The organism is Desulfotomaculum sp. 1211_IL3151 (genome assembly GCF_036763075.1).
Taxonomy (GTDB): Bacteria; Bacillota; Desulfotomaculia; order Desulfotomaculales; family Desulfotomaculaceae; genus Desulfotomaculum.
The window spans coordinates 1-24,295 of sequence record NZ_JBAIYV010000006.1; the positions used below are offsets into that span (position 1 = coordinate 1).

Here is a 24,295-nt window from a genome sequence, read left to right on the forward strand (position 1 = left end):
TCCCGGTCGACGATTCGGTGAGACTCTTAAACAGTATGCTGGAAAGGATGGATTACAGAAAGTTGCATGCTACGTACTCCCGGCTGGGGAGAATCGAGAGATCACCGGAAAGCCTTTTTAAAATCATCGTTTACGGATACATGAACGGCATCTATTCCCATAGTTTTGCAGTTACCTTTTAATATACAGTGTCCTAAACCCAGTAATCACAGGTGTTTAGGGCTTTTTTATTTTGCAAATTAATGCAAATATATATAGCGCATTGGCGCGTATTGTGGTATAATAGGATATATTGTTTAAGAACGGTAGGGATTACTTATGTATCTTAAAAAAACACCACAAAAATCCGGGAGAATCTATCTTTCCATCGTTGATGGTTTTTACGACAAACAAAAAGGCTATTCCAAACAAGTAACTATAGAAAAGCTTGGGTATCTTGATGATCTCGAGAAAAAATATGACGACCCCATTGCGTTCTTCACAGAAAAAGTCAACAACTTAAAAAAGGAAAAACACCTACAAAAACTACCCGTTTCTATCAGCTTTTCCCCCGACGAAAAGATTGATAATACCATTACCTACCGCAAAAATTTTGGTTATTCTGTCCTCAGCCAAATCTATCACGACCTTGGGATTCATAACTTTTTGATTAACAGGCAACGTAGTACAAAAATGGAGTTTAGCTCCAATAACATTATGAAACTTCTTGTTTTTTCAAGGCTTCTTAATCCATCCTCTAAAAAAAAGACTTTTGATGCCAGAGACCGCTACTTTGATAATACCGACTATTCCCTTGATGATGTATATCGCTGCCTTACATTTTTTAATAAGCACAGCAGCTCACTTCAACTATGGATAAATGATAAGATTAAACAGTTGTATGGACGTGATTCCAGCCTGGTTTATTATGATGTTACTAATTATTATTTCGAAATTGATGATCCTGACGAATTAAGAAGAAAAGGGGTTTCTAAGGAGCATCGCCCCAACCCGATTGTACAGATGGGTTTATTCATGGATGCTGCTGGAATACCTATTACCTTTCAGCTTTTCCCTGGTAATACTAGTGACTGCCTCACCTTAAGACCTAATTTGTCACGTATTCAAAAAGATTACAACCTGGGTAAGGTAATTGTGGTGGCTGATAAGGGAATGACCACTGGGGATAATATTTACTATACCCTTTCCGGTAAGAATGGATATGTTTTTAGTATGTCAGTACGCGGGGCAGATAAGGAACTTAAAAATTATGTTCTTAATGAAGAAGGCTATGAATGGTATGGTTCTGAATATAAGCGAAAGTCCCGTCTATACCCTAGAACAATTCTTGTAACAGCTAATAATGGTAAGAAGATTAAGAAGGTTGTTGATGAAAAGCAGGTCGTTTTTTATAGTGAGAAATATGCAAAAAGAGCAAAGGCCGAACGCGAGGCTACGATTGCAAAAGCATTGGAACTTATCAATAACCCAAGTAAATTTAACCGTGCCACTTCCTATGGTGCTGCAGGATATGTAAAGAATATCAAGTTCGACAAAGATACCGGTGAAATTACAACACCGCAAACAACACTAAAGTTTGATGAAGATAAGTTATGTAGAGACGAAGCCCTTGACGGATACTATGCCATAATAACCAGCGAATACAAGGAATCTGCGGATCGCATCATTGAAATATATCGTGGATTGTGGAGGATCGAGGAATCGTTTCGTGTTACCAAAAGCGATCTGGAAGCCCGTCCAGTGTACGTTTCTAAAGAAGATCACATACAAGCTCATTTTCTCACCTGTTTCATAGCACTTGTTATTGCAAGAATTATCGAAGTGAAGCTTAAACATAAATATGGCATAAGACGGATACTTGAGAGCCTTAGTAAGGCGGATTGTACACATATGAAACAGAATTTTTATTTGTTTGATTATTACGATGATGTTCTAAAAGATGTAGGGGAATTATTTAATATTGATTTTTCCAAAAGGGTACGGAGCCTTGGAGAAATAAAAAAAGTTTTTGCCGGTACCAAAAAGGGTAAAAATACGCTATGATTTTCAGAAAAAGCAAAACAGGGCGTGTTGCAAAACGTTTATTTGAAAACGTAGGGCGACACGCCCTTGATCGTACTTGAACTAATTGCAGCATTCATTTGTAAAAGCCAGAACTTCTTCAGTGCCCTCGAACCTGTCCCCGGTGGGGTAGTGGCATCAATATGGGTGTCGCTATAGAAGGTGAAGTAGTCGCTGGCTCGCTACCAAAAAGAACTGCAGTGGCACCCATGAAACCAGAATAGGTGTAGGTCAGCCCATTACTACTTTCGCAGCCAGGCACGTTGACGGTTACTTGTACTGTTTCTAAACTCGTTGATGGAGGAACGGTAGCGGTAATTTCTGTATCGCTGACCACAGAAAAGGCAAGGGCAGGTTCCGGTAAGGACACAAGACTATCTAGATTCACCTGCAAAGTCAGTTCGGCTAACGTTACAGGAACTTTGGCTATCACCGAACCACCAACCGTAGTAACGGGTAAGGTGATACTGGTGCAACTTGGTTCGGTTTTATTGATCACCTTTACACAGATCACTTTTGCGATTGAGTACTTAAAGGGTGACATAGCTACCCCTCCAAGTATTAGTTTATATTAGCAGGTTATTCCATGATGGTTTCAATGGTTACTGTATGAATGCCTAACACACAAGGACCTTCATTATGGAAAGTCCTTGTGTGTTCCCTACAGCTTTTTAGCAAAGTCTAATTGTACTGGTTATCAATGGCCGGGCAACAGGCCAAGCATCCCAACAAAGAAGAGGCGCGAGCCGAAGCGCTAAGCAAAGAGAAGCTTTTGTAAAGCCAAGGCAGGGAGACTCCGCAGCTTCCCCCTGCCTTTCCTGCTATCCCGCGCAATTACTTTTTGATGGGAAAATAAATTTCGGTTACATATTCACTGGGCGGAACATTGTCGTCGCAGCCTTTGACATACAACTCAAAGGGCGGTCCGGCAACGACATACCCTTCTCTTTCAATCCATTCCATAAGCGCCGTATAGCAGGGAGTGAAATCGTCATAGGGGCCGATATGGGTGGCAAAGCAGCAAAGCCCCGGAGCAAGCTCCCGCAACTGCTCGCCGCTGCCGCCCGCTACCTCCACCCCAACCTCGATATCCGTGCATTCATGATTGAATTCCACGTCATGGTAGACGGACAGGAACGGTCCGGCAGGCTTCAACCGCTTCTTTTCCAACCCAGCGCATAATGCGCCAAAGGCTTCTTCAAAATCCCGGACACTCATTTTCCGTCTTAAGGAATAAATGGTTTTGGGGTGAATTTCCACGGTTTTCACTAAATAATTGGCTTGCATGATATTCTCACACCTTTCTATTTTCTCAATGTCCTGCTCCATTTGCAGCAGGAGGTGCCGCTGATCCTCGATTTGCCGCAGGAACTCCTCTTTTTTGGCTTGCAAGAGTTCGGCCAGGCGACTGTTGTCCCTGGCGGCCAGAACAGCAGCAATCTCAGGCAAGGAAAACAGATACCGCTTCAGCCTCGAAATCAGCAGCATGTCCCGAAGCTGAGAAACCTCGTAATAGCGATAGCCGGAGTCCCGGCTGACAAATCCGGGCTTGAGCAGCCCGATCTGATCGTAATAGCGAAGCGTTTTTGTCGACACCCTGCTGATTCTGGAGAATTCTCCGATTGTTAGCATAGAATCACCACCTCGATGGCATTTGAACATGTTCTCATTGGAGTATACGGCTTCCAGTTAGGGCAAAGTCAAGCGCTCTTTCATATTTTTATAAAATTATTTATCCATCCGACAAAGAGGAAGGGCAAAGGAATTTGCCTATGAATAGTACAAGTATAGTGACCTGTTATTGCTGGCGGACGAGCAGGACGATATGGTAGATGAGTATCTTGAGTGAGGTGAAATATTTGTTTTGCATGACGAAGGAGTTAAAGCCGAATGCGTAGTCACAAAAGAAGCGACTGGGACTTATGAAACAAAAAATATTGCGGTTCAGCCGGATTGCCGATATGATTTATCTGAAAAGGGAACGATGAAACCAAGCTTGAAATTGATTGAGGTGATTCTATGGTTATAAAGCGAGCAACGATTCAAGACGTGAAAACGATCAGTCATATTCATGCTTCCAGTTGGAAAGGCGCTTATAGAGGCATGATTCCCCAACAGTATCTTAATGAATTACAAGATGATTTTTGGGTAGATGCTTTTCAAGGCTGGATTGAGGCTAATACCGTAACTGTACTGCTTATTTATGAACAAGAATCAGCCGTTGGCTGTATTGCCTACGGAAAGTCAAGAGATAAGAAATTGTCTGAATGGGGAGAAATTATTTCGATTTATCTTTTGCCGGAGTATCTTGGAAAAGGATATGGGCATAAACTCTTGAAAGCCGCCCTGGATGATCTGGAAATTGACGGATATAACGACGTTTATTTATGGGTTTTAGAAAATAACGAGACAGCTAAAAAATTTTATGAGCGAAACGGCTTCACGTTCAATAATGAGAAATACTCCTTTGAAATAATGAAGGAGCCTTTTGAAGATATGCGTTATGTTTTTAGTTTCAATAGCATCCAAGTATAAACATGCTTAGAATCAAATGAAGTTGAATTGTTTATAAAATAGGGGTAAATATGATTAGAAGGTTCAAAATTGATGAATTAGACATAGTTATGAAAATATGGCTTGAAAGCAACATAAAGGCTCATGATTTTATTAGCAAAAGTTACTGGCAGGGTAACTATGAAATGGTTAAAGAGATGTTGCCAAATGCAACAATATTCATTTACGAAGATAACAGTATAATTCAAGGATTTGTTGGGTTGATGGAAGGTTATATTGCTGGGATATTTATTAATACAAGTAGTCGATCCCAGGGCATAGGAAAAGCTTTACTTGATTATGTCAAGGCTAACCACTCTGAATTGTCGTTGCAAGTTTATAAAAAGAATGTTCGTGCGATTAAATTTTACCTAAGAGAAGGTTTTTCGATTTCAAAAGAGCAAATTGATGAAAGTACTGGTGAAGTAGAGCTTATAATGAATTGGACAAGATGAATAGCAAGTTATCCGAGCTTGGCCTATATTTTTCTCTATCAAAAATAGGGAGTGTACGGAATTTTGTGTAATTGGTTTGTTGTCGCATAAATTTGGGAAGGCTTATGATGGCTCTTACCTGTCGGGAGGGTAAGACAAATGCTGAGGAGCAACCTGAGCGCCCCACAGGGTTCTGCCGGAGATAGCTGAGGATATTACTCCTAGCTTTCTTCTTTTTATAGATATAATACTTTGATTTTTTCTATTGCTTCCAACGAAATTATTCTGTACTAAATCACCACTTAATAGCTTTCCAATGTCAACTTCTATCAATTGTAACCAATAAATATAATTATTTAAATCAACGCTCCGTAGAGTTCAGAATAAATCATAATTTATCTTCAAAAATTAAATACCATAATATTGATGAAGCAAAGTATAGCCTGAAATAATGTAAAGGTGTATAAATTATAAATAAGGGACAATCTGTGTTGCAACATGCCTATAATCCTGTAAACTGGTTTTCATGGAGTTGCCATGCTTTTGAAAAGGCTAAGCAGGAAGATAAACCTATCTTCTTATCTATTGGGTATTCCTAGCGTTGGTTATAGTTAAGGCTACTTGACATTGGTGCCACGTCATGGAGCGGGAATCCTTTGAATCGGAGGATGTGGCAAAGGTTTTAAATCAACACTTCATTTCGATCAAGGTGGACCGGGAAGAACGACCGGATATTGACCAAATATACATGAACGTATGCCAGGCACTAACCGGGGCAGGCGGCTGGCCTTTAACCATTATCATGACCCCAGAACAAAAGCCATTCTTTGCAGGAACCTATTTCCCGAAACACTCGAACGATGGCCGTCCCGGTCTAATAGGGATTTTAGAGCAAATTTCAGGCATGTGGCAAGGGGAACGCTCCCGCTTGCTGGAGATTGGCGATAAACTCACCCATCATATGCAAGCGGAAGCCACAACCGCACCCGGCCAACTGCCTGCGGATATCCTTGATCAAACCTACCGCCTATTTGAAAAGAATTATGATCAAAGCTACGGTGGTTTTGGCAACGCACCCAAATTTCCAACTCCTCATAATTTAATGTTTTTATTACGTTACTGGTACAAAACCGGCGAAAAAAAGGCTTTGACCATGGTGGAAGAAACCCTGGATGCCATGCACCGGGGCGGCATTTATGACCACATGGGCTTTGGTTTTGCCCGCTATTCTACAGATAAAAAATGGTTGGTGCCGCATTTTGAAAAAATGCTCTATGATAATGCCCTGCTGGCCTTTGCCTTTATGGAAACCTACCAAATCACAAAGAATCCCCGCTTTGGACGAATTGCCAAAGAAATTTTTACCTATGTTTTAAGGGATATGACATCTCCAGAGGGTGGCTTTTATTCCGCCGAAGATGCAGATTCCGAAGGCGTGGAGGGAAAGTTCTATGTCTGGCAGCCAGAGGAAATTACAGAATTACTCGGTTCCATAGATGGCGAACTTTTCTGTGGATACTATGATATTACAGCTAAGGGTAATTTTGAGGGTGCCAGCATACCAAATTTAATCGGTCAGAATCCTTTGAAGTTTGCTGAGGAATTAGATATTTCTTTAGAAGATTTAGTGGAAGGCCTGGAAATCTGTCGGAAGATATTATTTGAAGCACGGGATAAAAGGATTCATCCCTATAAGGATGATAAGATCCTAACCTCCTGGAATGGTTTGATGATTGCCGCCCTAGCCAGGGGTGCCCAGGTATTTCAAAGTAACCTTTATTTAGGGGCTGCTGAAAAAGCCATGGGCTTTATCTTTGATAAACTACATAGACCAAATGGTCGCCTAATGGCCCGGTATAGGGAAGGTGAAGCAGCCCACAAAGCCTATTTGGATGACTATGCCTTTGTTGTTTGGGCACTGCTGGAACTCTATCAGGCCACCTTTGAACCCCGATATTTGCAAAAGGCAGTGAACCTGACCGAGGATATGCTTGACTTGTTCTATGATAACGACCATGGCGGTTTCTATTTTTATGGTAAAGACAGTGAAGAATTAATCAGTCGCCCTAAAGATACTTACGATGGAGCCATCCCCTCGGGTAATTCAGTGGCCACAGTCAACCTTCTAAAATTGGCTCGGCTAACTGAGAACTCCCGCTACGGAGAACTAGCAAAGCAACAGCTACAGGTCTTTGCCGAAGATCTGGCAAGATATCCGGCTGGTTACTCTTTCTTTATGATGGGTGCCTATTTAGAGCAGGAACCCCCTCTGGAAATAGTACTGGTGGGGGCCAAAGAAGATCCTGTATTAAAACAAATGATGATCACCCTACAAAAAAGTTTTTTACCCAATGCCTCTGTAACGGTGCGTTATGATGACAATTTTGCCGACCAATGGGGTGAATTATTGCCCTTGATAAAGGATAAGACTCTCGTGGCCGGTAAGACTGCGGCCTATGTTTGTCAAAACTTTTCCTGCCAAGCCCCCGTGACAAAACTTGCTGAGTTGCAAAATCTAGTGTTAAAAAAATAAAGGTCCCCGGTTAAAAAAGGTAGAATAAACTGGATAGAACACTTTAGGGGGCATAAAATGGATAAGAGTAAAATCGTCAAGCTTCATCACGCACTAAACTGCCTGACTCTATTTCAGGGGATCACTGAAGACAAAGCAATTCAGCACCTTAACAAAATAATTAGCACGATCATGGCTAAGGATGTCTCCTCACCTGTGGATTTATTGGTAGATTACCACAAACTAATCGGCATTTTACTGAAAGAAACCGTAGATCCACAACTTCCAAAAGTGGGTAACCCCTGGCAGAACCATTTTTTAAATCAGGTTCTGTTTAACGATAATTTATATGCTCGGGAATTTGTTGCCCGGCAAAGCCTAATTTCCACTGTTGAGGAAGCCTTTTTACACGACCTTAGAAAATTGCAAGTTATTTGTCTGGAAGGTATGCAAATTTTAGAAGATTTCTTTGGTCAGACACCGGGTGTTTTTCCAGCCACCACCAACCCATTACCCAACACACCGGGAAACCATCCCCTATCCGATCTGCTTATGGAGCTCAAGCAAAAGCTTCTTTCCGGTGAAAGCTGGTCCGATCAGCTAGCCGCCTTTAAAACCTTTTATCAAGCAGCCGGCTTTGGCCAATTTGCCCTTTACCGGGCCTTTCGCTGGGAACCAGGGCCTGCTGGCTTCCACTTGGCTGGGATTGAAAAACCCGATCCCATCCGGTTACAGCAATTAATTGGCTATGAACGTCAAAGAAAACAGGTTTTATCGAATACCGAGCGGTTATTAAATGGACAAGGTGCCCATCATTTACTTTTATATGGGGACAGAGGCACAGGCAAATCTTCTACAGTTAAGGCACTGCTCCATGCATATGGGCCAAAGGGCTTACGCCTGGTGCAGGTTTCCCGTCAAAATTTAGCTGGACTGCAGAGTTTAAGCAGGTATTTAATTAAAGTGCCCCTAAAATTTATAATCTTTATTGATGACTTATCCTTTGAAGAATCCGAAACGGATTACAAAGAATTTAAAACCCAACTGGAAGGCAGCCTTGAACAGCAACCAGCCAACGTCTGCATTTATGTAACTTCGAACCAACGTAATTTGGTAAAAGAATATTTTAGTGATCGACACACCAAGGTCGTTGATGGCGAGGTGCATACCGGGGATACCTTGCAGGAGAAGCTATCTCTAGCTGATCGTTTTGGCATAAAAATTACCTATATGGCCCCAGACAAAGAAGCTTTTCTGGAAATCGTTCGGCAGTTGGCCCTGCAGGAAAAGCTTAACATTGATGAGCCAACCTTAGAACGGCTGGCCCTAAAATGGGTACTCTGGCACAATGAACGCTCAGGCCGTACTGCCAGGCAATTTATCGACCATATTAAAGGCAGGGATGATTTGGATATTTTCTAATACCCGATTATCAATACTTGTCATCTAGCGAATGACAGAACAAGGGAGTGTTGCTTGCTACTTATAAAGTAGTTTGCAACACTCCCTTTACACATGGCTATTTAGCTGTGGCTAAAAATCCATTTGACTTTCCTGTTCCAACATAACACTGATCATGGCATCCAATTCCTCATCGGTTATGTCTCTTTTGGCCTGCTCTTTGGTAACCCTAAGAAATGGGGCAAGCTCACCATTTAACAATTTTTGCTGATCAAATACATTTAAGCGGGATAGAATTCTTTTCGGGCCAACAACATCATCCCCAAGAAAATAATATACATTAATGCCTGTGGCAAGGGAGATGGCTTGCACAATGGCGATATGGGAAGTTTTCTTGGGGTTAAATTGCTTTAGTCCTTCAATATCCGCCAGCTCTAGCATGGTTCTGCCAGCCAGTTCTTGAATAGACATTTTTCTTAGTTCAAGCATTTCTTCAACCCGTGGAAAAATATTTTTTGCCAATGCAGTTCCTCCTGACAATTTTGTAGTGTTCATTCTTATTTTAATGGTAGGAACCTGCCACTGCAACCCTTGTAGAGGAATACCTTACCTTATGACTTAAACCTTGAACATTTTTACTAGGTTCTGGAATTCATTGCCCATGCGAGCCAAATCCTGCGATGCACTGGCAATTTCCTGAACGGTGGCACTGGCTTGCTCCGTTGCGGCAGCAAGGTTCTGGGCACTGTTGCTATTCTTTTCGGCCCCCTGAGCAATTTCCTTAATGATAATCACAGTTTGCTGCACCTGGTCTAATATTTCTTTTAATGACTGCCCCGCAGAATGAACAACCTGGGTTCCTTCATGGACCTCCTGAACACCCAATTGCATATCCTTAACAGCTTGCCCAGTCTCCTGTTGTATTTGACCAATGATTAGACTAATTTCTTTAGCAGCCTGGGAGGATTGTTCGGCCAACCGCCTTACCTCTTCAGCAACCACTGCAAAACCCCTACCTTGATCTCCTGCCCTTGCTGCCTCTATGGCTGCATTAAGGGCCAGTAAATTGGTCTGATCTGCAATACCAGTAATGACCTCCGTAATTCTACCGATCTCCTGGGAGCGATCACCCAGTTTAACAACCTGTTCGGAGCTTTTGTCCACCTTTTGAACAATGGAGTTCATTTTATCCACTGCTTGATTTACAGCTAGGTTACCCTTTTGGGCTGCCTTTTCCACTTCCTGAGAAACACCCACCGCATTGTCTGCACTGGCTGCTTCCTCCGTTGTTATACTGGCCAATTCCGTTGTGGTACTGGTAATTTCCTCAACCGCAGCACTTACTTCTTGGCTGGCCGCCGAGAGTTGCTGACTATGGGCCGCCAGATTATTGCTCTTATCAACCACTTGCCTGGTCATGTCGTGCAGGTTATCCACCATGGTATTAAAGGCTCTGCCCAGTTGTGCCAATTCATCATTACCAACAACTTCTACCCTTTGGGTTAGATCACCCTGGGCAACAAGACCCGTTTCCTGCAGCATCCGGTTGATTGGTCTGGTAACTGCCCTGGAAGATAATATACTAAACATGATACCCATCAATATAGCAATTACTCCAAAGACCTGGGCAATTTTTTTGGTTTCAACGCTTATTTGCATGGAACGATTTTCAGCATCTTTACTTTCTTGTTTTTTATAATTAACATAGGACGTTACTTCTTTCTTTAGTTGGTCGGACAGTTCATCATAACGTTCTTCTTTAATTTTTTTTGCCTGGTCATTTTGTCCATTCTCCACAAGGGGAATTATTTCAGACATAAAAAGTGTACCCAATTGCTTATTTAATTCATGTACTTTGGTAATTCTATCCAAGTTAATTTTTTGCCTGGTTAGTTTAATGAGTTCTTCCTCTTTTGACAATGTGAAATTCAATTTTTCTTCATAATTTTCTTTGTCTATCGCCTCTCCTGTTATTACATACTCCTTGGCTAGACTATTTTGCTCCTCAATATACATGTCAATGTCTAAGCCTTGCATGGTACGAACGTTATGCTGTTGTAAACCTTCAATTTCCTGAGTAATTTGGTGTACTTTGTAAACCATGGCACCTGCTAACAAACCTGCAAACAACAGGATAACACAGTAACCCAATACAATTCTTGTGGTTAATTTTAATTGCACATGCTCCCCTCCCCGTTCAACTTTTAAAACTTTGATAGGAAATATATGACAAAACCATATCTAAAGCAAGTAATTTTTTCAACTGTTTTGAGTCCTTTTTCATAATTATTTTTCAGTAATCAAAACCGGGTTAAAATTTAAAAAATCAGCACTAACCAAATGAAATTTTATCCCCCAGATTTCATCCGGCAATCGGTAGTTTTTTGCCCGATCATGCAGGTGTCCATAAACTACTCTGTTCACTTTAAATTCGCAAAGAATATTGATAAATTCAGAGGGTTCGTGGGTTTCGTTGGTGGGCATAAAATGCATCATTACAATAATTTCATCGGGATTTCCTTGAATACTGCGTAGGGAGTTTTCCAAACGGATTAGTTCCCTTTTGTAAATCTTCTCGTCTTCTTCGGTAAACTGGTGACTATTGGGGCAGGTCCAGCCCCTGGTACCACAAATAACTGTATCCCCCACAACCATATGGTCATTTTGAATTAATTTCACATTTTGAGGTACGAATTTGCGGGTCTTGGATATCCCCTGCCACCAGTAATCATGATTCCCTGGTATAGCAAAGATGGTTCCTGGCAGCATCCCAAGAAAATCTACATCATAGCGTGCTTCTTCTAACCGGGTGGCCCAGGAAATATCCCCAGGCATTAGTATGATATCTTCAGGAGCTATCTTTTTACACCAATTATGATAAATTTTTTGGTAATGCCTGTGCCACTCTTGGTTAAAAATATCCATCGGCTTGTGCAATTTTACCTCATCCCAGTTTTGGGGATTTACCGGATTCTTAAAGGAAAGGTGCAAATCACTGATTCCATAAAATTTCATTGTACATTTCCCCTTTCCCCGCAAATTCCACTATATGGCAACTGGACATATACATTTTTTGGTACTTGAGCATATCTTATCTCTCTGGTTCTGGGGTTGTCAACCAGGGTTATAAAGGAATTTGAAATTTATTTATAAACCAGTCATCATTGTACTTTCTCCTTTTTAAATACCTTTCCCTCTGTTTTAAAATATTGCTTTCCAATACTAATTCGGAAACCAACATACCAATATCCTTTAAATAGTTGTACATATTAATAACTTGCCCCGCCCTTTGCCAATTAAAATGACTGAAGGCCATACGAATACCATTATAAGCATATTCCTCCATGGTAATAGGATAGGGATGCTTACTACGAAAATGGTGTTCTACAACCACCGCCGGATCTACTTCAACCCTATAACCAAATAGCCAGAGCTTCATTGAGAACTCTGCATCTTCAAAACCATAGGTTCGAAAGCCTGTTTCAAATCCTTCGACGTCATTAAATACCCTCCTTGTTACCGCCACACAGCCCCCCGGTGCAATGGGTACCTCTGTAATTTCACCGGTGCTGGGCAACCACTGAGCCTCCAATTTTTTATTCCAGGTCATACCATAGCCAATGGCATGGGTCATACCCATATTGGCAATTCCCGGTGAAACAGCGCCCGCGCCCCGTTCCAATAGGCCCTCAGCCAATATTTCCAGCCATTCCGGTTCCACAGTTATATGCGCATCACAAAACACCAGTATTTCACCGGTGCATTTCTTAACACCTAGATTTCTAGCATTGGCAGCCCCAACGCCATTAGTATTAATAAGTTTTACGCCCGGATAATTCTTACTCTTATTTAAAAATGCACAGCAACCGTCCGTGGAATCGTCGTTAACAACAGTAATATCAAAGGGAATCCTGCAAGGTGTTGACAAGATGGATTCTATCGTTTCCTTAATCCGTTTTCCTTCATTCTTACATGGTATAATGATCGACACTTGGGTCATGTTTTTCCCCCCTAATTGTTCTTTTTATCATTCTATGACTGGGGGAACGCTGTTTATTATTCAACAAAAATTTAAAAAGTGAGCGTCACTTGCTACCCAAAAGCAGCTTTGCGACACTCACTTAACAATTATTTTTGAACTTTTAACATCCGAACCAGGGAGATGGCTGCATGACCCCGGCTGACATTTTCATTCGGAACATAGTTTCCTTGATTGTCAGTCTGGAGACCCAGTCCAAGGCTCAGTGCTGCATAACCCCTTAATTGGTCCGGTACCAGCTGGGCATCTCTGGTTGGCAGGGTATATATCTGGGCAAGCTTGGCAACGCCATCATAATCCAAGGTATTAATCATCAGTTTTGCCAATTCCAGCCTGGTTAGTTCCTTAGCCAAATCCTTGGTGTCATCCGGCTGAATAATACCTAGGCTGACCGCAGCGTTAAGGAGACGCTTTTTCTCTTCCTCCTTGTCCTTACCTTCCTTTAACAAATCATAGGGTCCTGACACATACCAACCCCGGCTGGCTACTAACATTTCCAATGCCTCAATCTTAGTTATATTGCGGTCTGGGTAAAACTTTCCATCGGCGGCTTTGACAATATTAGCCTTAGCCAATTGCTTAATGGCCTCTGCCCCAGGGTGGCCACTGATATCTGTAAAATCAGTCGTTTCTTTGGGAGCAATGACGTCGCCCCTGGTATTTAGGTATTGTCCGGATTTAGCATCCAGCAGATAAGAAGGGCGATCCTTCAGCCTGTATACCAGATTAACCTTTGGTTGATTGGCACCCCTGTCGGTATTGATATACTCCAGCCCCAGGCCACCGCCACTTAAAAATATGGAAGAAGCCTTGGCGTGGCCTATCTCTTGAGATTTATCGGGAAATTTAACATCCCACCAGTTCATTTGGTAGTTGGTAATCTCCCCAGTATTGCCGTCAACTTCAATTTCAAAACCATTGTTTGTAAAAGGTATCCCATTTACAACCCGGAGGTAGGAGAAATGATAGTTTCGCGTAATCCCTTTTTCCAGATAATCACTGTTCAGGCTATTATCCAGCTTTATCTCTGCCAGTCGCTTCGGCTGCTGCTTTTTAATAAAGTCTTCAGCCTTTTGTCTGGCTTGCTCCACGCTAACGGCAGGTGCCGCTGTCTTTCTTTCATCAAAGCCCTTTTTCCAAATATTATAATAAACAAGCTCACCGGTTACAGCATTCACTGCCGCACTGATACTTTGCACATCTGTTGTATTTTTTTCATTGTTCCAGTGGAAAGTCCATTGTTTTTGTTCTGGATATTGATAATCCTGATTTAGCCTACTTTCCATCAGCTTTAATTCAGCGGGCACGGAAACAATATTTTTCACCTTGTCCATGGCCTTTTCTGCACTGAGAAGGTTCTTTATTTTATCAACTTCTGCCTGCTCCGCTGGTGTCATTTCATTTCTGCTGGCACTTTCCTTTTTGGCTTCTCCACCCATAGCACGGTCATAACCCTCATATAATTGACCCTCAACAACCTTACCGGTAAAGGCATCAACCATTAAATTGGCACCTTTTTTCACTCGATACACCAACTTGACCGGCGTATCCTTGGCACCGTTTGTCCAGGGTCGGTAATAAACCAGCTCTATGTTTTGGCCGATGACCTTTTCGGCTTCAGTTGGTGAGATCCTGCCAGCGGCAGAGGGGAAGCTGGTCTTTTCGTCCCAGTTAAGACCAAAACCTAACAGTTCACCCGTGTCGCCGCTTATACGAATATAGATATTGTTGCCGGGAAAGACAATACCATTGGCAACTCGGTTAAAGTTATAATAGTATTCCACTGGCCCCCTATCGCCAAAGCCATAAAAGGGTTGATCCTGATTCGAGACCAATTTTATTTGGCCAGCGTAAGCAGGCAATAATTTTTGTATCCATTCCTTAGCAAATTTGGCCGATTCATCATAGGAATAACGGGGTAAACCACTGTACTTTTGGCCCGGGGGCAATTCTTCCCAACGATCCATGCCGAATATTTCCCCAGTTGCAGCATTAACCCGCACGGAAATATTTCCCCGGGGTTCGGCACTGCGTGTCCAATTAAGATGCCACTCGGCTCTCTCGCCGTAGGTATTAAAGCCACTTTCAAACCGCTCATAGTCATTGGAAATAGTAAAGGTATCCTTCGCCTTAGCGATGGCCTGATCCAAGGGAAACTTAGCCTTAGCCAGGTCTCCGTCAACTGATGAAGGTTTTGTAGCAATGACAGCGGACCTTTCCTCCGCAAAGGCAGCAGGATTAAACATTAAGCCACCGACAAGACAACCAGCCACAATTGCACTGATTATTTTTTTAGCCAAGCATATTCACTCCTTAACCGATCTTTATTATATAGACGTTCCACCTATCCTTCGTGTAACTGGTTAGCCAAAATATTCTTTTAGGAAAAAAAGACAAGGGTTCAATCCCCTGTCGCTCCCTCTTTAGCCATCTTTCAGTTTGCTAACAGCTAAGGGCATTTGCCGTAGGTGTTAATAACGGCCTCCGCAACGGATTTAATGGAAGTTCTTTTCTTCATTGCTGTATGCTGAATGGCCTTATAGGCTTGTTCTTCGGAAAAGCCCTTTTGTTTTATCAGCAGCCCCTTCGCCCGCTCAAGAATTTTACGGGTCTTTAGGGTCTCCTGCAATTCATTAAGCTGCTGCTGCAGCTGTGAAAATCGCTTATATGAGGAAACAGCCGCTTCGATGGCGGCATAAACCTGATCCTCCAGGTAGGGTCGCATTAAAAATGCCGCAGATACATCCCTTGCCCTTTCTACAAGGCCCTTATTACCTTGTGAAACCAACAAAACCACCGGGGCCAAGTTTTCTTCGCAAATAATTTTTGCCACCTGCATACCATCCAACACGGGTAGGTAATCATCTAACAGGACAACCTCTGGTGATGTAGATCGAACCGCTTTTAGCGCATCCATGCCGCTGGTTGCCTCTGCTATCACCCGATAACCAAGGCGTTTAAGAGTTTGCTTCAATTGATGTAATTCTGTGTTGTCGCCGCAGGCCATGACAATCCTTCTGTCCATAGTTCATCTCCCGGTCAACTCATATATACCCTTGGTACCCTGCTACCTACCCAGCAGACCACTTCATAATTAATGGTTCCCAGCCATGCTGCCATTTGCTCAACTGGTAATGCAGCAGCCCCAAAAATGACAACTTCATCATGAATTTGTACCCCAGTAATCTTACCGACATCAATCATGCATTGGTCCATGCAAATTCTACCAATCACCGGGGCCCTCTTACCTTGAACTAGAACTTCTCCCTTAGAGGATAATAACCGGGGATAGCCATCTGCATAACCAATGGGAAGGGAAGCAATCACCGTTTCCCTGGGAACGGTGTAGGTACAGCCATAGCTAATCTTTGTGCCAGGTCCTACATGCTTAATATGGGCAATGCGTGTCTTTAAGGTCATGGCAGGTTGCAACGCAATCTTATTTTTGTCTACCTCTTCGGATGGATAAAGGCCATACATAATAATCCCGGGCCGCACAAGATCCAAATAAGTCTCTGGGCATTCCATGATGGCTGCACTGTTGGCACAATGCCGTAAGGAGAAGCTGATTCCCATTTCCTGAAGCTGCTGCAATACAAACATAAACCTTTCAAATTGCCCGCGGGTATAGCTTTTGTCCTCTGCATCGGCGGTTGCAAAATGGGTATAGATCCCCTCGGCATTTAGACCCGGCAGGTTGTAGGCTACGGCAATTGCAGCTACCCCTACCCTATCGGGGGTAAAACCAAGCCGCCCCATACCGGTATCTACCTTAAGGTGTACAGTGGCTTTCATTCCTTTGCTGCAAGCCACAGCAGATATTTGCTCGGCTAAATCGGATCTAAACACGGTTAAACAAATATTCAGATCCAAAGCATCACTAATTTGCTCCGGAGAAATGTATCCTAAAATTAGTATCGGCACTTGGATGCCAGCCCTACGCAGTTCTTGAGCCTCTGATAATCTTGCTACACCAAGCCTTGTGGCTCCTGCAGCCAATGCCGCCTGGGCCACCGGCACAGCACCGTGTCCATAGCCATTGGCCTTAACCACAGCCATAATTTCCTTATTGGGTCCAATTACTCTGCGGACCTCTCTAATATTATGTCTGATGGCTTCTAAGTTAATCTCTGCCCATGTGGGTTCCAACATTGATAAACGCCACCATCCTATTTTTTCCTTTATTTTAGCATAAATAAAAAGAAATTGCTTGCCACCGACCAAGCAATGTCTGTATTTCCTACATAACCCTGCGTTAGTAATTTAGATCAACTTAACTTTCTATTTCTTTAAAAGCTGCGGATAAATAATTTACAATATCTCCGGCCAAAGTACTGGCTTGGCTTAACTCTTGGGCTGCCAAATCTCCGGCAGAACCATGCAGGTACGCTCCGGCAGCGGCTGCCTGGAAAGGAGTAAACCCTTGGGCTAGCAAACCTGTAATCAAACCAGTTAACACATCACCGCTGCCACCAGTAGACATGCCAGGATTACCCGTAGGGTTGATACCAATCTCTCCTGCGGGGGAAGCAATGATGGTCTTTGCCCCCTTTAGTAAAACAACGGATTGCCACTTCTTTCCTGCGGCACTGGCTAGCTCAAGCCGCCTTTCCTGTACTTCAGGACTGGTTAACCCTACTAAACGAGCCATTTCGCCGGGATGGGGTGTCATTATAACGGGTACCTGTAGGCCTTCCAAAACGGCAGTATCCCCTGCCAGAGCGTTTAAGGCATCTGCATCCAACACCACGGGAATGGTCAGCCGGGTCAGCAAATTGCGTACAAATTCCACTGTCTCTGGGTGTGTGCTAAGTCCTGGACCAAGGGCCAGGACATTTGCGGCTGCACAGGCCTCTAAAACTGGTTCTACCGCAGTGACTGCCAGGGTTCCCGCCTCGGTTTCCGGCAATCCACTGGTCATTGCTTCATCCAAGGTGGCGGCCACTAAAGGCTGTATACTTTTAGGTACCCCAAGGGTGACCAACCCGGCACCACTCCTTAATGCTCCCCGGGCTGTCATACGGGCAGCCCCAGACATATTTCGAGAACCTGCCACAATGAATACATGGCCATAGCTTCCCTTATGGCTATCCTGCTTTCTGGGCTTAAACCATTGGGAAATCAATTGTCTGGTAAGTAATTGTCTGGAGATATTCTTATTTTCGATTAAATCCTTTGGTAAGGAAATATCCACCACGTGCAGTGTACCGGCAATGGATGCACCTGGTTCTAACACTAAGCCTAGTTTTGGCAGTCCAAAGGTTACGGTATGCTCTGCCTTCATGCAGGGGCCCTGAGCCTTTCCAGTGTCGGCCTCCAGGCCTGAGGGAATATCCACCGCCAGTACAGCAACCGGACTGGTATTGACCAGATTAATCACCCTGGCCACCTTTTCATTTACTGTACCACGGAACCCCGTGCCATACAGGGCATCAATAACTAAATCGGTATTTAATAAAGCCACCTTGACAATGTTGATACCATTAACCTGGTTGACTTGATAAACAGGTTGTCCCATCCTTTGCCAGACGGTTAGGTTAACCTTTGCATCCCCCTGAAATTCCTCAGGATCTGCCATTAGCAGGACCTTTACCTGAGCACCCAAGTTGTACAGATGTCTCGCAATTACCAGTCCATCCCCGCCGTTATTCCCTTTGCCAACTAGAATCGTGAATACCTTATCAGCAACCTGGGGAAAGATCCTTTGAATGATCCTAATCACCTGCAAACCCGCATTTTCCATTAGAACAATGCCAGGTATACCGTACTCCTGTATGGCCTGACGATCAATTTCTCTCATCTCTGCCGCTGTCACTACACGCACAATTATCCTATCCTTCCTTTTCTTTGCCAACTGCCACCGCAAAGGCAACAGCCCTGCCACGGTCATGGGAAATACTTACCAATACCCGATGAATACCCCTTTTTTCTGCTATTTCTAAAGCTGGGCCGGAAAATTTCACCTCTGGCTTGCCTAGGTAATTGGGTAAAATCTCAATATTGGTCCATCTCATTTCCCTTAGGCCAGTCCCCAGGGCCTTCATTATTGCTTCTTTGGCCGCAAAACGCCCGGCCAAGGAGTGTATTTTTCCTTGACAGTACTTCTGTTCCGCCGCAGTAAAGACACGGTCTAAAAACTGCTGTCCAGAACGGCTGACGGCCAACTCAATTCTTTCTATTTCAATAATATCCGTACCGATCCCCTTCATCATACCACCTTCCCCCCTGATATTTCCACATGACCTGGGATAGTTCCTTTCGCAAACGATGACATGCTTTAGCATAAAAAGTTAAATTTTGTTACTTTTTACTAGCAAAAATCTAAAAGGGTTCCTCCTATAAGAAGAACCCCCCTTTGCTAATTATTGATTTGATTAAAAACCTTCCTTCGGTGACTCTTCCTTAAACAAATCCGTAGATAAATAACGTTCCCCCGTATCGGGCAATAACACAACCACCATTTTCCCCTTATTTTCTGGCCGACGTGCCACCTCCAGGGCAGCATACATTGCTGCTCCGGCAGAGATCCCCACCAGAATTCCCTCTTCCCGGGCTAATCTTCGGGCGGTTTCCATGGCCCTTTCACCCTCTACCTGAAAAACTTCATCTACCATTTCGAGATTAAGTACCTCAGGAATAAAACCTGCCCCAATGCCCTGAATAGGGTGTGATCCCGGCTTTCCTCCAGATAATACCGGCGAGGCAGCTGGTTCCACTGCCACAGCTTGCAAGGAAGCTTTTTTCTCCTTAAGATAGGCACTGATTCCAGTAATGGTGCCGCCGGTTCCTATACCGGCAACAAATATATCCACATTCCCACCCGTATCCTCCCAGATTTCCGGGCCAGTAGATTCCCTGTGGGCCCTGGGGTTGGCTAGGTTGGCAAACTGCTGCAGAATCTTGGCATTACTCATTGTTGCCACCAATTCCTCAGCCTTGGCGATAGCACCCTTCATACCATCAGCCCCAGGGGTCAGGACGATTTCTGCCCCGTAGGCCTTTAATAAACTGCGCCTTTCCTGACTCATGGTTTCCGGCATGGTAAGAATTAATTTCATGCCCATGGAAGCACAAGTCAGGGCTAAACCTACCCCCGTATTACCACTGGTGGGCTCAATTAAAATTGTATCCTTGTTGATGGCACCGCTCTGTAAGGCATCGGAAATCATAGCATAAGCAATTCTGTCTTTCACACTACCGCCCGGATTAAAGAATTCCACCTTGGCCAGTACTTCAGCATCTATTTCCCTCGTAATGTTATTTAGCCTGACAAGTGGTGTATAACCAATGGTCTCTAAAATACTGTTGTACACCGGCATCTTAAACCCTCCATAACAAAATTTATGTACCCTTAGGTTAGTATTGCATATTAACCAAGTAATAATCCAGCATGATCTATGAATTTTAATTCGTTATCTGTTAGATTATATCCATATTTTATCACTAACAATTAGTTTGAAAATCCCTAATTGAACCCCCACTCTATATAAATAGAAAAGCCGACCCAAACGCATGTCCGGTCGGCTTTAATTGTATTTTATATAGCAATATTGTCAATATTTCACTTGAATTAACTGTAATCTCTTCAATATTTTGGTGTTCATCTATTTAAGATTGTTTGCTTCAAATTCTCTCATTAATTCAACCAACTTCTCAACACCTTCAATCGGCATTGCATTATAAATAGATGCACGCATGCCTCCAACCGTTCTATGACCTTTTAGGTTCACAAAACCTGCAGCTGTGGCTTCCTTAACAAATTTGGCATCCAGATCTGCATCACCAGTTACAAAGGGAACATTCATAAGGGAGCGGTCTTCTTTGACAACCGTACCCTTGAATAACCGACTCTGATCCAGGAAATCGTAAATAATCTTTGCTTTCTTCTCGTTGTATTCCTTCATTGCTGTTAGACCACCGGATTTTTTCAGCCACTTGAAAACCTTACCGCAAATATAAATTCCATATGCAGGCGGCGTATTATATAAGGACTTTGCATCGGCATGGGTCTTATACCGCAACATGGTTGGCGTACCCGGAAGCACATCCTCTGTGATTAGATCTTCTCTGATAATTACAATTACTACACCTGCGGGCCCTACATTTTTCTGAACCCCTGCATAAAGAACACCATATTGGGTTACATCTACCGGCTCTGATAAGATACATGAGGAAGCATCGGATACCAATATTTTGCCCTTTGTATTGGGTATCTTTTTAAATTTAGTTCCGTAAATGGTGTTGTTCTCACATATATAAACATAGTCAGCATTCTCTGAAATCGGGAGGTCAGAGCAATCAGGGATATAGGAAAAAGTTTTATCCTCACTGGATGCAATTTTATTAACCTTCCCAAATTTCTGGGCTTCTTGGTAAGCCTTTTTGGCCCATTGCCCGGTAACGATATAATCTGCAACACCGTTTTTCATCAGATTCATAGGAATCATCGAAAATTGAAGGCTCGCACCACCCTGAAGAAACAACACTCTGTAGTTGTCGGGAATATTCATTAAATCTCTTAAATCTTGCTCTGCAGTAGTAATAATTTCCTCAAAGGGCTTTGAGCGATGGCTCATTTCCATAACAGACATTCCTGTACCGTTATAATCCAGCATTTCATTGGCAGCTTCTTTTAAAACTTCTTCCGGCAATACGGCTGGGCCTGCTGAAAAATTATACACTCGTGACATCTTCGGTTCCCCCTAGTTATAAGTATTATTTTTAATCCTTCATCATTGCTAGCTCTGAATTTTTTGTGGTAATTCATCCTTTTTCTCTTAAAGAGTAACACAGCAATTCTAAAGCGGTTATTCTAGATTATATTGGAATAAGTTAGTAAATTCAATGTAATTTCTACAATATTTTTATGCTACTCGTTGTGTTTTTTGTTGGGTGTTAAAAAATGTGTCCATTTGAAGCTATGGGCACCGGAATTAAATGGAGCAACCGCTTTTTCCAGTAGCATTGGTTTAACCGGAAAGGAAAGCACGATATCATCCCAGGAGTAGTATGCCGCTGCTGAGTGATTTGCATTACCATTGACTAAAGTTACTACGTAATTGATGTATATGCAACAAAGGCAGTGAGTTTCGCCCTTGTTTCTATGTCACTCGATTCAGATTGTACAGATATTCCCCTGACGCTATAAACTCGAAGCAAACCGTAAGCACCATCCCCTCGGTTTACCCAGAACTTTGCCAGTGCCAGTGAACTTAGCTATAAAAATATCCGTCCTGGTTATAATAAATCCAACTATTTAAAATGGATACTTTTCTATGCCGGAAGGGGACAATAACTTGAAACGAAAATGGGCCTTTTTTCTAACTTTAATCACTGGTTTGGGCTTATTACTATTATCAGGATGTGCTGCTGATGAGGAGATTATTGAAAATGCCTCCTATATCGGTTCGGATGCCTGTATCAGTTGCCACCAAAATATTGCCGATCACTATGGCATGACAACCCACGCCAAAATTTTTACAGGCATCGATAAATATCCCGTAAACTGGAATCAAAACGTCACTATCTGGGCTAGTGCCGAGGGGGAAGATCCCCAAAGTACAGAATTGAATTTGAAAAACTCCCTAGGGGTAATGCTGGATCACTATGTGGTCAGTAAGATAGATGGAATTCCAGGTTTTCACAGAATAGCTGCTTTAGAGAAAACCGATACTGGTTATGAGCTGCAACCCCTAGATATAAAAGATGGGAATGACAAGGAGTGGGTGGCCAAAAGTTATTCTAATTGTGTAGGTTGCCATAGTCCTGGATTAAGCGTTACAGGAGTAGGAGCAAAAAACCTTGAATCCGGGCTAAGTTGTGAGACCTGCCACGGGCCCGGAGCTGTCCATGCCCAAACAAAAAAACCAGAAACTATTATTGCGAATCAGAATGCCTGTATTACGTGTCATACTCTTGGAGAGCCAGCGCAAGCTGAAGATGGGGATTTTTTGATTGCTGATACCCATTACGGGGTTCGGAATTGGTTTGTTTCTGACCATTACACCAGCGGTTATTTAGCTTGTTTAAGTTGTCATACTCCCCACAGCACGAATAAACAGGGGAACATGCTAAAACAAGACTCCTTTAAAGACAACTGTGCTACCTGTCATGGACGGATGAAATTTAATCAAGATGAAATTATGTGGAAAAACCCTACCGATCTTCGCGGTCATTTCACCCGGGATCATAGTTTTGGTAAACTCCTATATGAAGATTTAGGGGATAAGCCAGAAACTAAGGAAATTGAAATAACGAACCCCGAAGCGATTAAAACAATCAAAAACTCATCCAAAGGGGGTGAGTAAAATGATTACCCTAAACAATCTTTATATCCAATATATTGGGTTGTTAATATTAATAGCAATCGTCGGAACGCTTATGATAACGGTGGCTCATTATATTGCAATTGGCCCTAATGCAAAAGGTTTAGGTAAATTAAAGCCGGAAATACAGAGACTTAATTTTCTGGAAATATCGTCCCATTTTATAAGAATGGCTAGCACGATCATTTTAGCCATTACGGGTATAGCCTTTGCTGTTTACAACACCCTCGGTCTAAGTTATCAATTTATTTTACATATCCACCTTTTCTTTGCTGTACTCTTTGCCCTTTCTTCATTCGTATCCATCCTAATCTGGATTAGAGATAATACCTTTAAAAAATATGATTGGGAATGGTTTAAGGTAATGGGGGGATATCTAACCAAAAAAGAAATCCATCCTCCCGCCGGCAAATTTAACGCAGGACAAAAGCTTTTTTACTGGCTTACCACTTTTTTAAGCATTTTTATCATATTTTCCGGCTATTTATTAACTTACCCTGCTCAATTCTCTGTCTACATGGTATTATGGGCATCCATTATTCATGGTGTTTCAGCGGTTATGCTAATAGCGGTGGTTATAGGTCATGCTTATTTAGGTAGCTTTGCTAACCCTGGAACAATTGGGTCTATCGCCCATGGTATGGTAGCCAAAGAATGGATTAAACTTCATCATCCTAAATGGGGCGATTGATGCGTGTGAGAATGTTATAAATTTTGCAGCTAATGCCTAGATCACTAAAAGGATTTAGGATGTTGATAACCATCTCTTTATCATCCGTTATCTTAATCCAATTCGCTGACCGTCGGTGTTCATACCGACGGTTTTTCTTTTTAGACATGATACCCTCAAGTCCATTTTTGGTTACCGCTTCCCAGAGCAGCAATCCCTTACCGCCTACTCTATTTTGGTATACGTTCCCTGCTCTTTATCTTTTTAAATAAAACGTCTATTATAACAATAAAAATTAAA

20 protein-coding genes and 3 pseudogenes are annotated in these 24,295 nt (G+C 42.7%); 9 read left to right on the plus strand and 14 right to left on the minus strand.

What is annotated here, in order from left to right; all coding sequences use genetic code 11:
- Together V6C11_RS00555 and V6C11_RS00560 are read left to right on the plus strand one after the other, a co-directional pair.
- Nucleotides 1-158 (plus strand): annotated as a pseudogene (locus V6C11_RS00555) (IS5/IS1182 family transposase); the annotation flags it as partial.
- A gap of 160 nt (nt 159-318) precedes the next feature.
- Nucleotides 319-2,043 (plus strand): IS1634 family transposase, encoded by a 1,725-nt coding sequence (locus V6C11_RS00560; protein ID WP_333529131.1) that lies wholly within the window; start codon nt 319-321, stop codon nt 2,041-2,043.
- A 118-nt stretch (nt 2,044-2,161) separates the two neighbouring features.
- Here the strand turns inward: V6C11_RS00560 and V6C11_RS00565 are convergent, their stop codons facing one another.
- Complete coding sequence (locus V6C11_RS00565; RefSeq protein WP_333529132.1) at nt 2,162-2,605, minus strand: hypothetical protein; 444 nt, start codon at nt 2,603-2,605, stop codon at nt 2,162-2,164.
- A 290-nt stretch (nt 2,606-2,895) separates the two neighbouring features.
- Nucleotides 2,896-3,693 (minus strand): MerR family transcriptional regulator, encoded by a 798-nt coding sequence (locus V6C11_RS00570; RefSeq protein WP_333529133.1) that lies wholly within the window; start codon nt 3,691-3,693, stop codon nt 2,896-2,898.
- A gap of 163 nt (nt 3,694-3,856) precedes the next feature.
- On the opposite strand from V6C11_RS00570, the pseudogene V6C11_RS00575 reads away from it, so the two are divergent.
- From V6C11_RS00575 to V6C11_RS00595, 5 genes and pseudogenes are all read left to right on the plus strand, one after another.
- Nucleotides 3,857-4,015: pseudogene (locus V6C11_RS00575) on the plus strand (GNAT family N-acetyltransferase); the annotation flags it as partial.
- 65 nt (nt 4,016-4,080) lie between these two features.
- Nucleotides 4,081-4,596, plus strand: coding sequence for a GNAT family N-acetyltransferase (locus tag V6C11_RS00580; RefSeq protein ID WP_333529134.1), 516 nt, complete (start codon nt 4,081-4,083; stop codon nt 4,594-4,596).
- Between the two features lie 50 nt (nt 4,597-4,646).
- Nucleotides 4,647-5,069 (plus strand): N-acetyltransferase, encoded by a 423-nt coding sequence (locus V6C11_RS00585; protein WP_333529135.1) that lies wholly within the window; start codon nt 4,647-4,649, stop codon nt 5,067-5,069.
- 446 nt (nt 5,070-5,515) lie between these two features.
- Nucleotides 5,516-7,581 (plus strand): annotated as a pseudogene (locus tag V6C11_RS00590) (thioredoxin domain-containing protein).
- A 57-nt stretch (nt 7,582-7,638) separates the two neighbouring features.
- Complete coding sequence (locus tag V6C11_RS00595; protein ID WP_333529136.1) at nt 7,639-8,982, plus strand: ATP-binding protein; 1,344 nt, start codon at nt 7,639-7,641, stop codon at nt 8,980-8,982.
- Between the two features lie 111 nt (nt 8,983-9,093).
- Here the strand turns inward: V6C11_RS00595 and V6C11_RS00600 are convergent, their stop codons facing one another.
- From V6C11_RS00600 to serC, 11 genes are all read right to left on the minus strand, one after another.
- On the minus strand, nt 9,094-9,483 hold the full coding sequence (locus V6C11_RS00600) for an XRE family transcriptional regulator (protein ID WP_333529137.1): 390 nt from the start codon (nt 9,481-9,483) through the stop codon (nt 9,094-9,096).
- 96 nt (nt 9,484-9,579) lie between these two features.
- A complete protein-coding gene (locus V6C11_RS00605) occupies nt 9,580-11,142 on the minus strand; it encodes a methyl-accepting chemotaxis protein (RefSeq protein WP_333529138.1) in 1,563 nt (520 codons plus the stop codon).
- 105 nt (nt 11,143-11,247) lie between these two features.
- Nucleotides 11,248-11,976, minus strand: coding sequence for a metallophosphoesterase (locus V6C11_RS00610; protein WP_333529139.1), 729 nt, complete (start codon nt 11,974-11,976; stop codon nt 11,248-11,250).
- Nucleotides 11,977-12,085: 109 nt separating this feature from the next.
- Nucleotides 12,086-12,961 (minus strand): glycosyltransferase family 2 protein, encoded by an 876-nt coding sequence (locus V6C11_RS00615; protein ID WP_333529140.1) that lies wholly within the window; start codon nt 12,959-12,961, stop codon nt 12,086-12,088.
- A gap of 128 nt (nt 12,962-13,089) precedes the next feature.
- Complete coding sequence (locus tag V6C11_RS00620) at nt 13,090-15,300, minus strand: YcdB/YcdC domain-containing protein (protein WP_333529141.1); 2,211 nt, start codon at nt 15,298-15,300, stop codon at nt 13,090-13,092.
- Nucleotides 15,301-15,449: 149 nt separating this feature from the next.
- The gene (locus tag V6C11_RS00625; RefSeq protein ID WP_333529142.1) at nt 15,450-16,025 is read right to left on the minus strand and encodes an ANTAR domain-containing response regulator; all 576 of its coding nucleotides are present in this window, start codon (nt 16,023-16,025) and stop codon (nt 15,450-15,452) included.
- 14 nt (nt 16,026-16,039) lie between these two features.
- On the minus strand, nt 16,040-17,152 hold the full coding sequence (alr, locus tag V6C11_RS00630) for an alanine racemase (RefSeq protein WP_333529143.1): 1,113 nt from the start codon (nt 17,150-17,152) through the stop codon (nt 16,040-16,042).
- Nucleotides 17,153-17,273: 121 nt separating this feature from the next.
- Nucleotides 17,274-18,824: an NAD(P)H-hydrate dehydratase gene (locus V6C11_RS00635; protein WP_333529144.1), complete on the minus strand. Its 1,551-nt coding sequence runs from the start codon at nt 18,822-18,824 to the stop codon at nt 17,274-17,276.
- Between the two features lie 7 nt (nt 18,825-18,831).
- Nucleotides 18,832-19,209 (minus strand): holo-ACP synthase, encoded by a 378-nt coding sequence (gene acpS / locus V6C11_RS00640; protein WP_333529194.1) that lies wholly within the window; start codon nt 19,207-19,209, stop codon nt 18,832-18,834.
- Nucleotides 19,210-19,374: 165 nt separating this feature from the next.
- Nucleotides 19,375-20,319: a cysteine synthase A gene (gene cysK, locus V6C11_RS00645; RefSeq protein ID WP_333529145.1), complete on the minus strand. Its 945-nt coding sequence runs from the start codon at nt 20,317-20,319 to the stop codon at nt 19,375-19,377.
- Nucleotides 20,320-20,604: 285 nt separating this feature from the next.
- Nucleotides 20,605-21,690, minus strand: a complete 1,086-nt coding sequence (gene serC, locus V6C11_RS00650; protein WP_333529146.1) for a 3-phosphoserine/phosphohydroxythreonine transaminase — start codon at nt 21,688-21,690, stop codon at nt 20,605-20,607.
- Between the two features lie 606 nt (nt 21,691-22,296).
- Here serC and V6C11_RS00655 point away from each other — a divergent pair.
- Both V6C11_RS00655 and V6C11_RS00660 read left to right on the plus strand, forming a co-directional pair.
- A complete protein-coding gene (locus V6C11_RS00655) occupies nt 22,297-23,307 on the plus strand; it encodes a multiheme c-type cytochrome (protein WP_333529147.1) in 1,011 nt (336 codons plus the stop codon).
- A 1-nt stretch (nt 23,308) separates the two neighbouring features.
- Complete coding sequence (locus tag V6C11_RS00660; protein WP_333529148.1) at nt 23,309-24,016, plus strand: formate dehydrogenase subunit gamma; 708 nt, start codon at nt 23,309-23,311, stop codon at nt 24,014-24,016.
- Here the strand turns inward: V6C11_RS00660 and V6C11_RS00665 are convergent.
- Nucleotides 24,000-24,209 carry a hypothetical protein gene (locus tag V6C11_RS00665; RefSeq protein WP_333529149.1) on the minus strand — a complete coding sequence of 70 codons (210 nt, stop codon included), beginning with the start codon at nt 24,207-24,209 and terminating at the stop codon, nt 24,000-24,002. The two genes, V6C11_RS00660 and V6C11_RS00665, sit on opposite strands and share 17 nt — an antisense overlap.
- Nucleotides 24,210-24,295 lie beyond the last annotated feature (86 nt).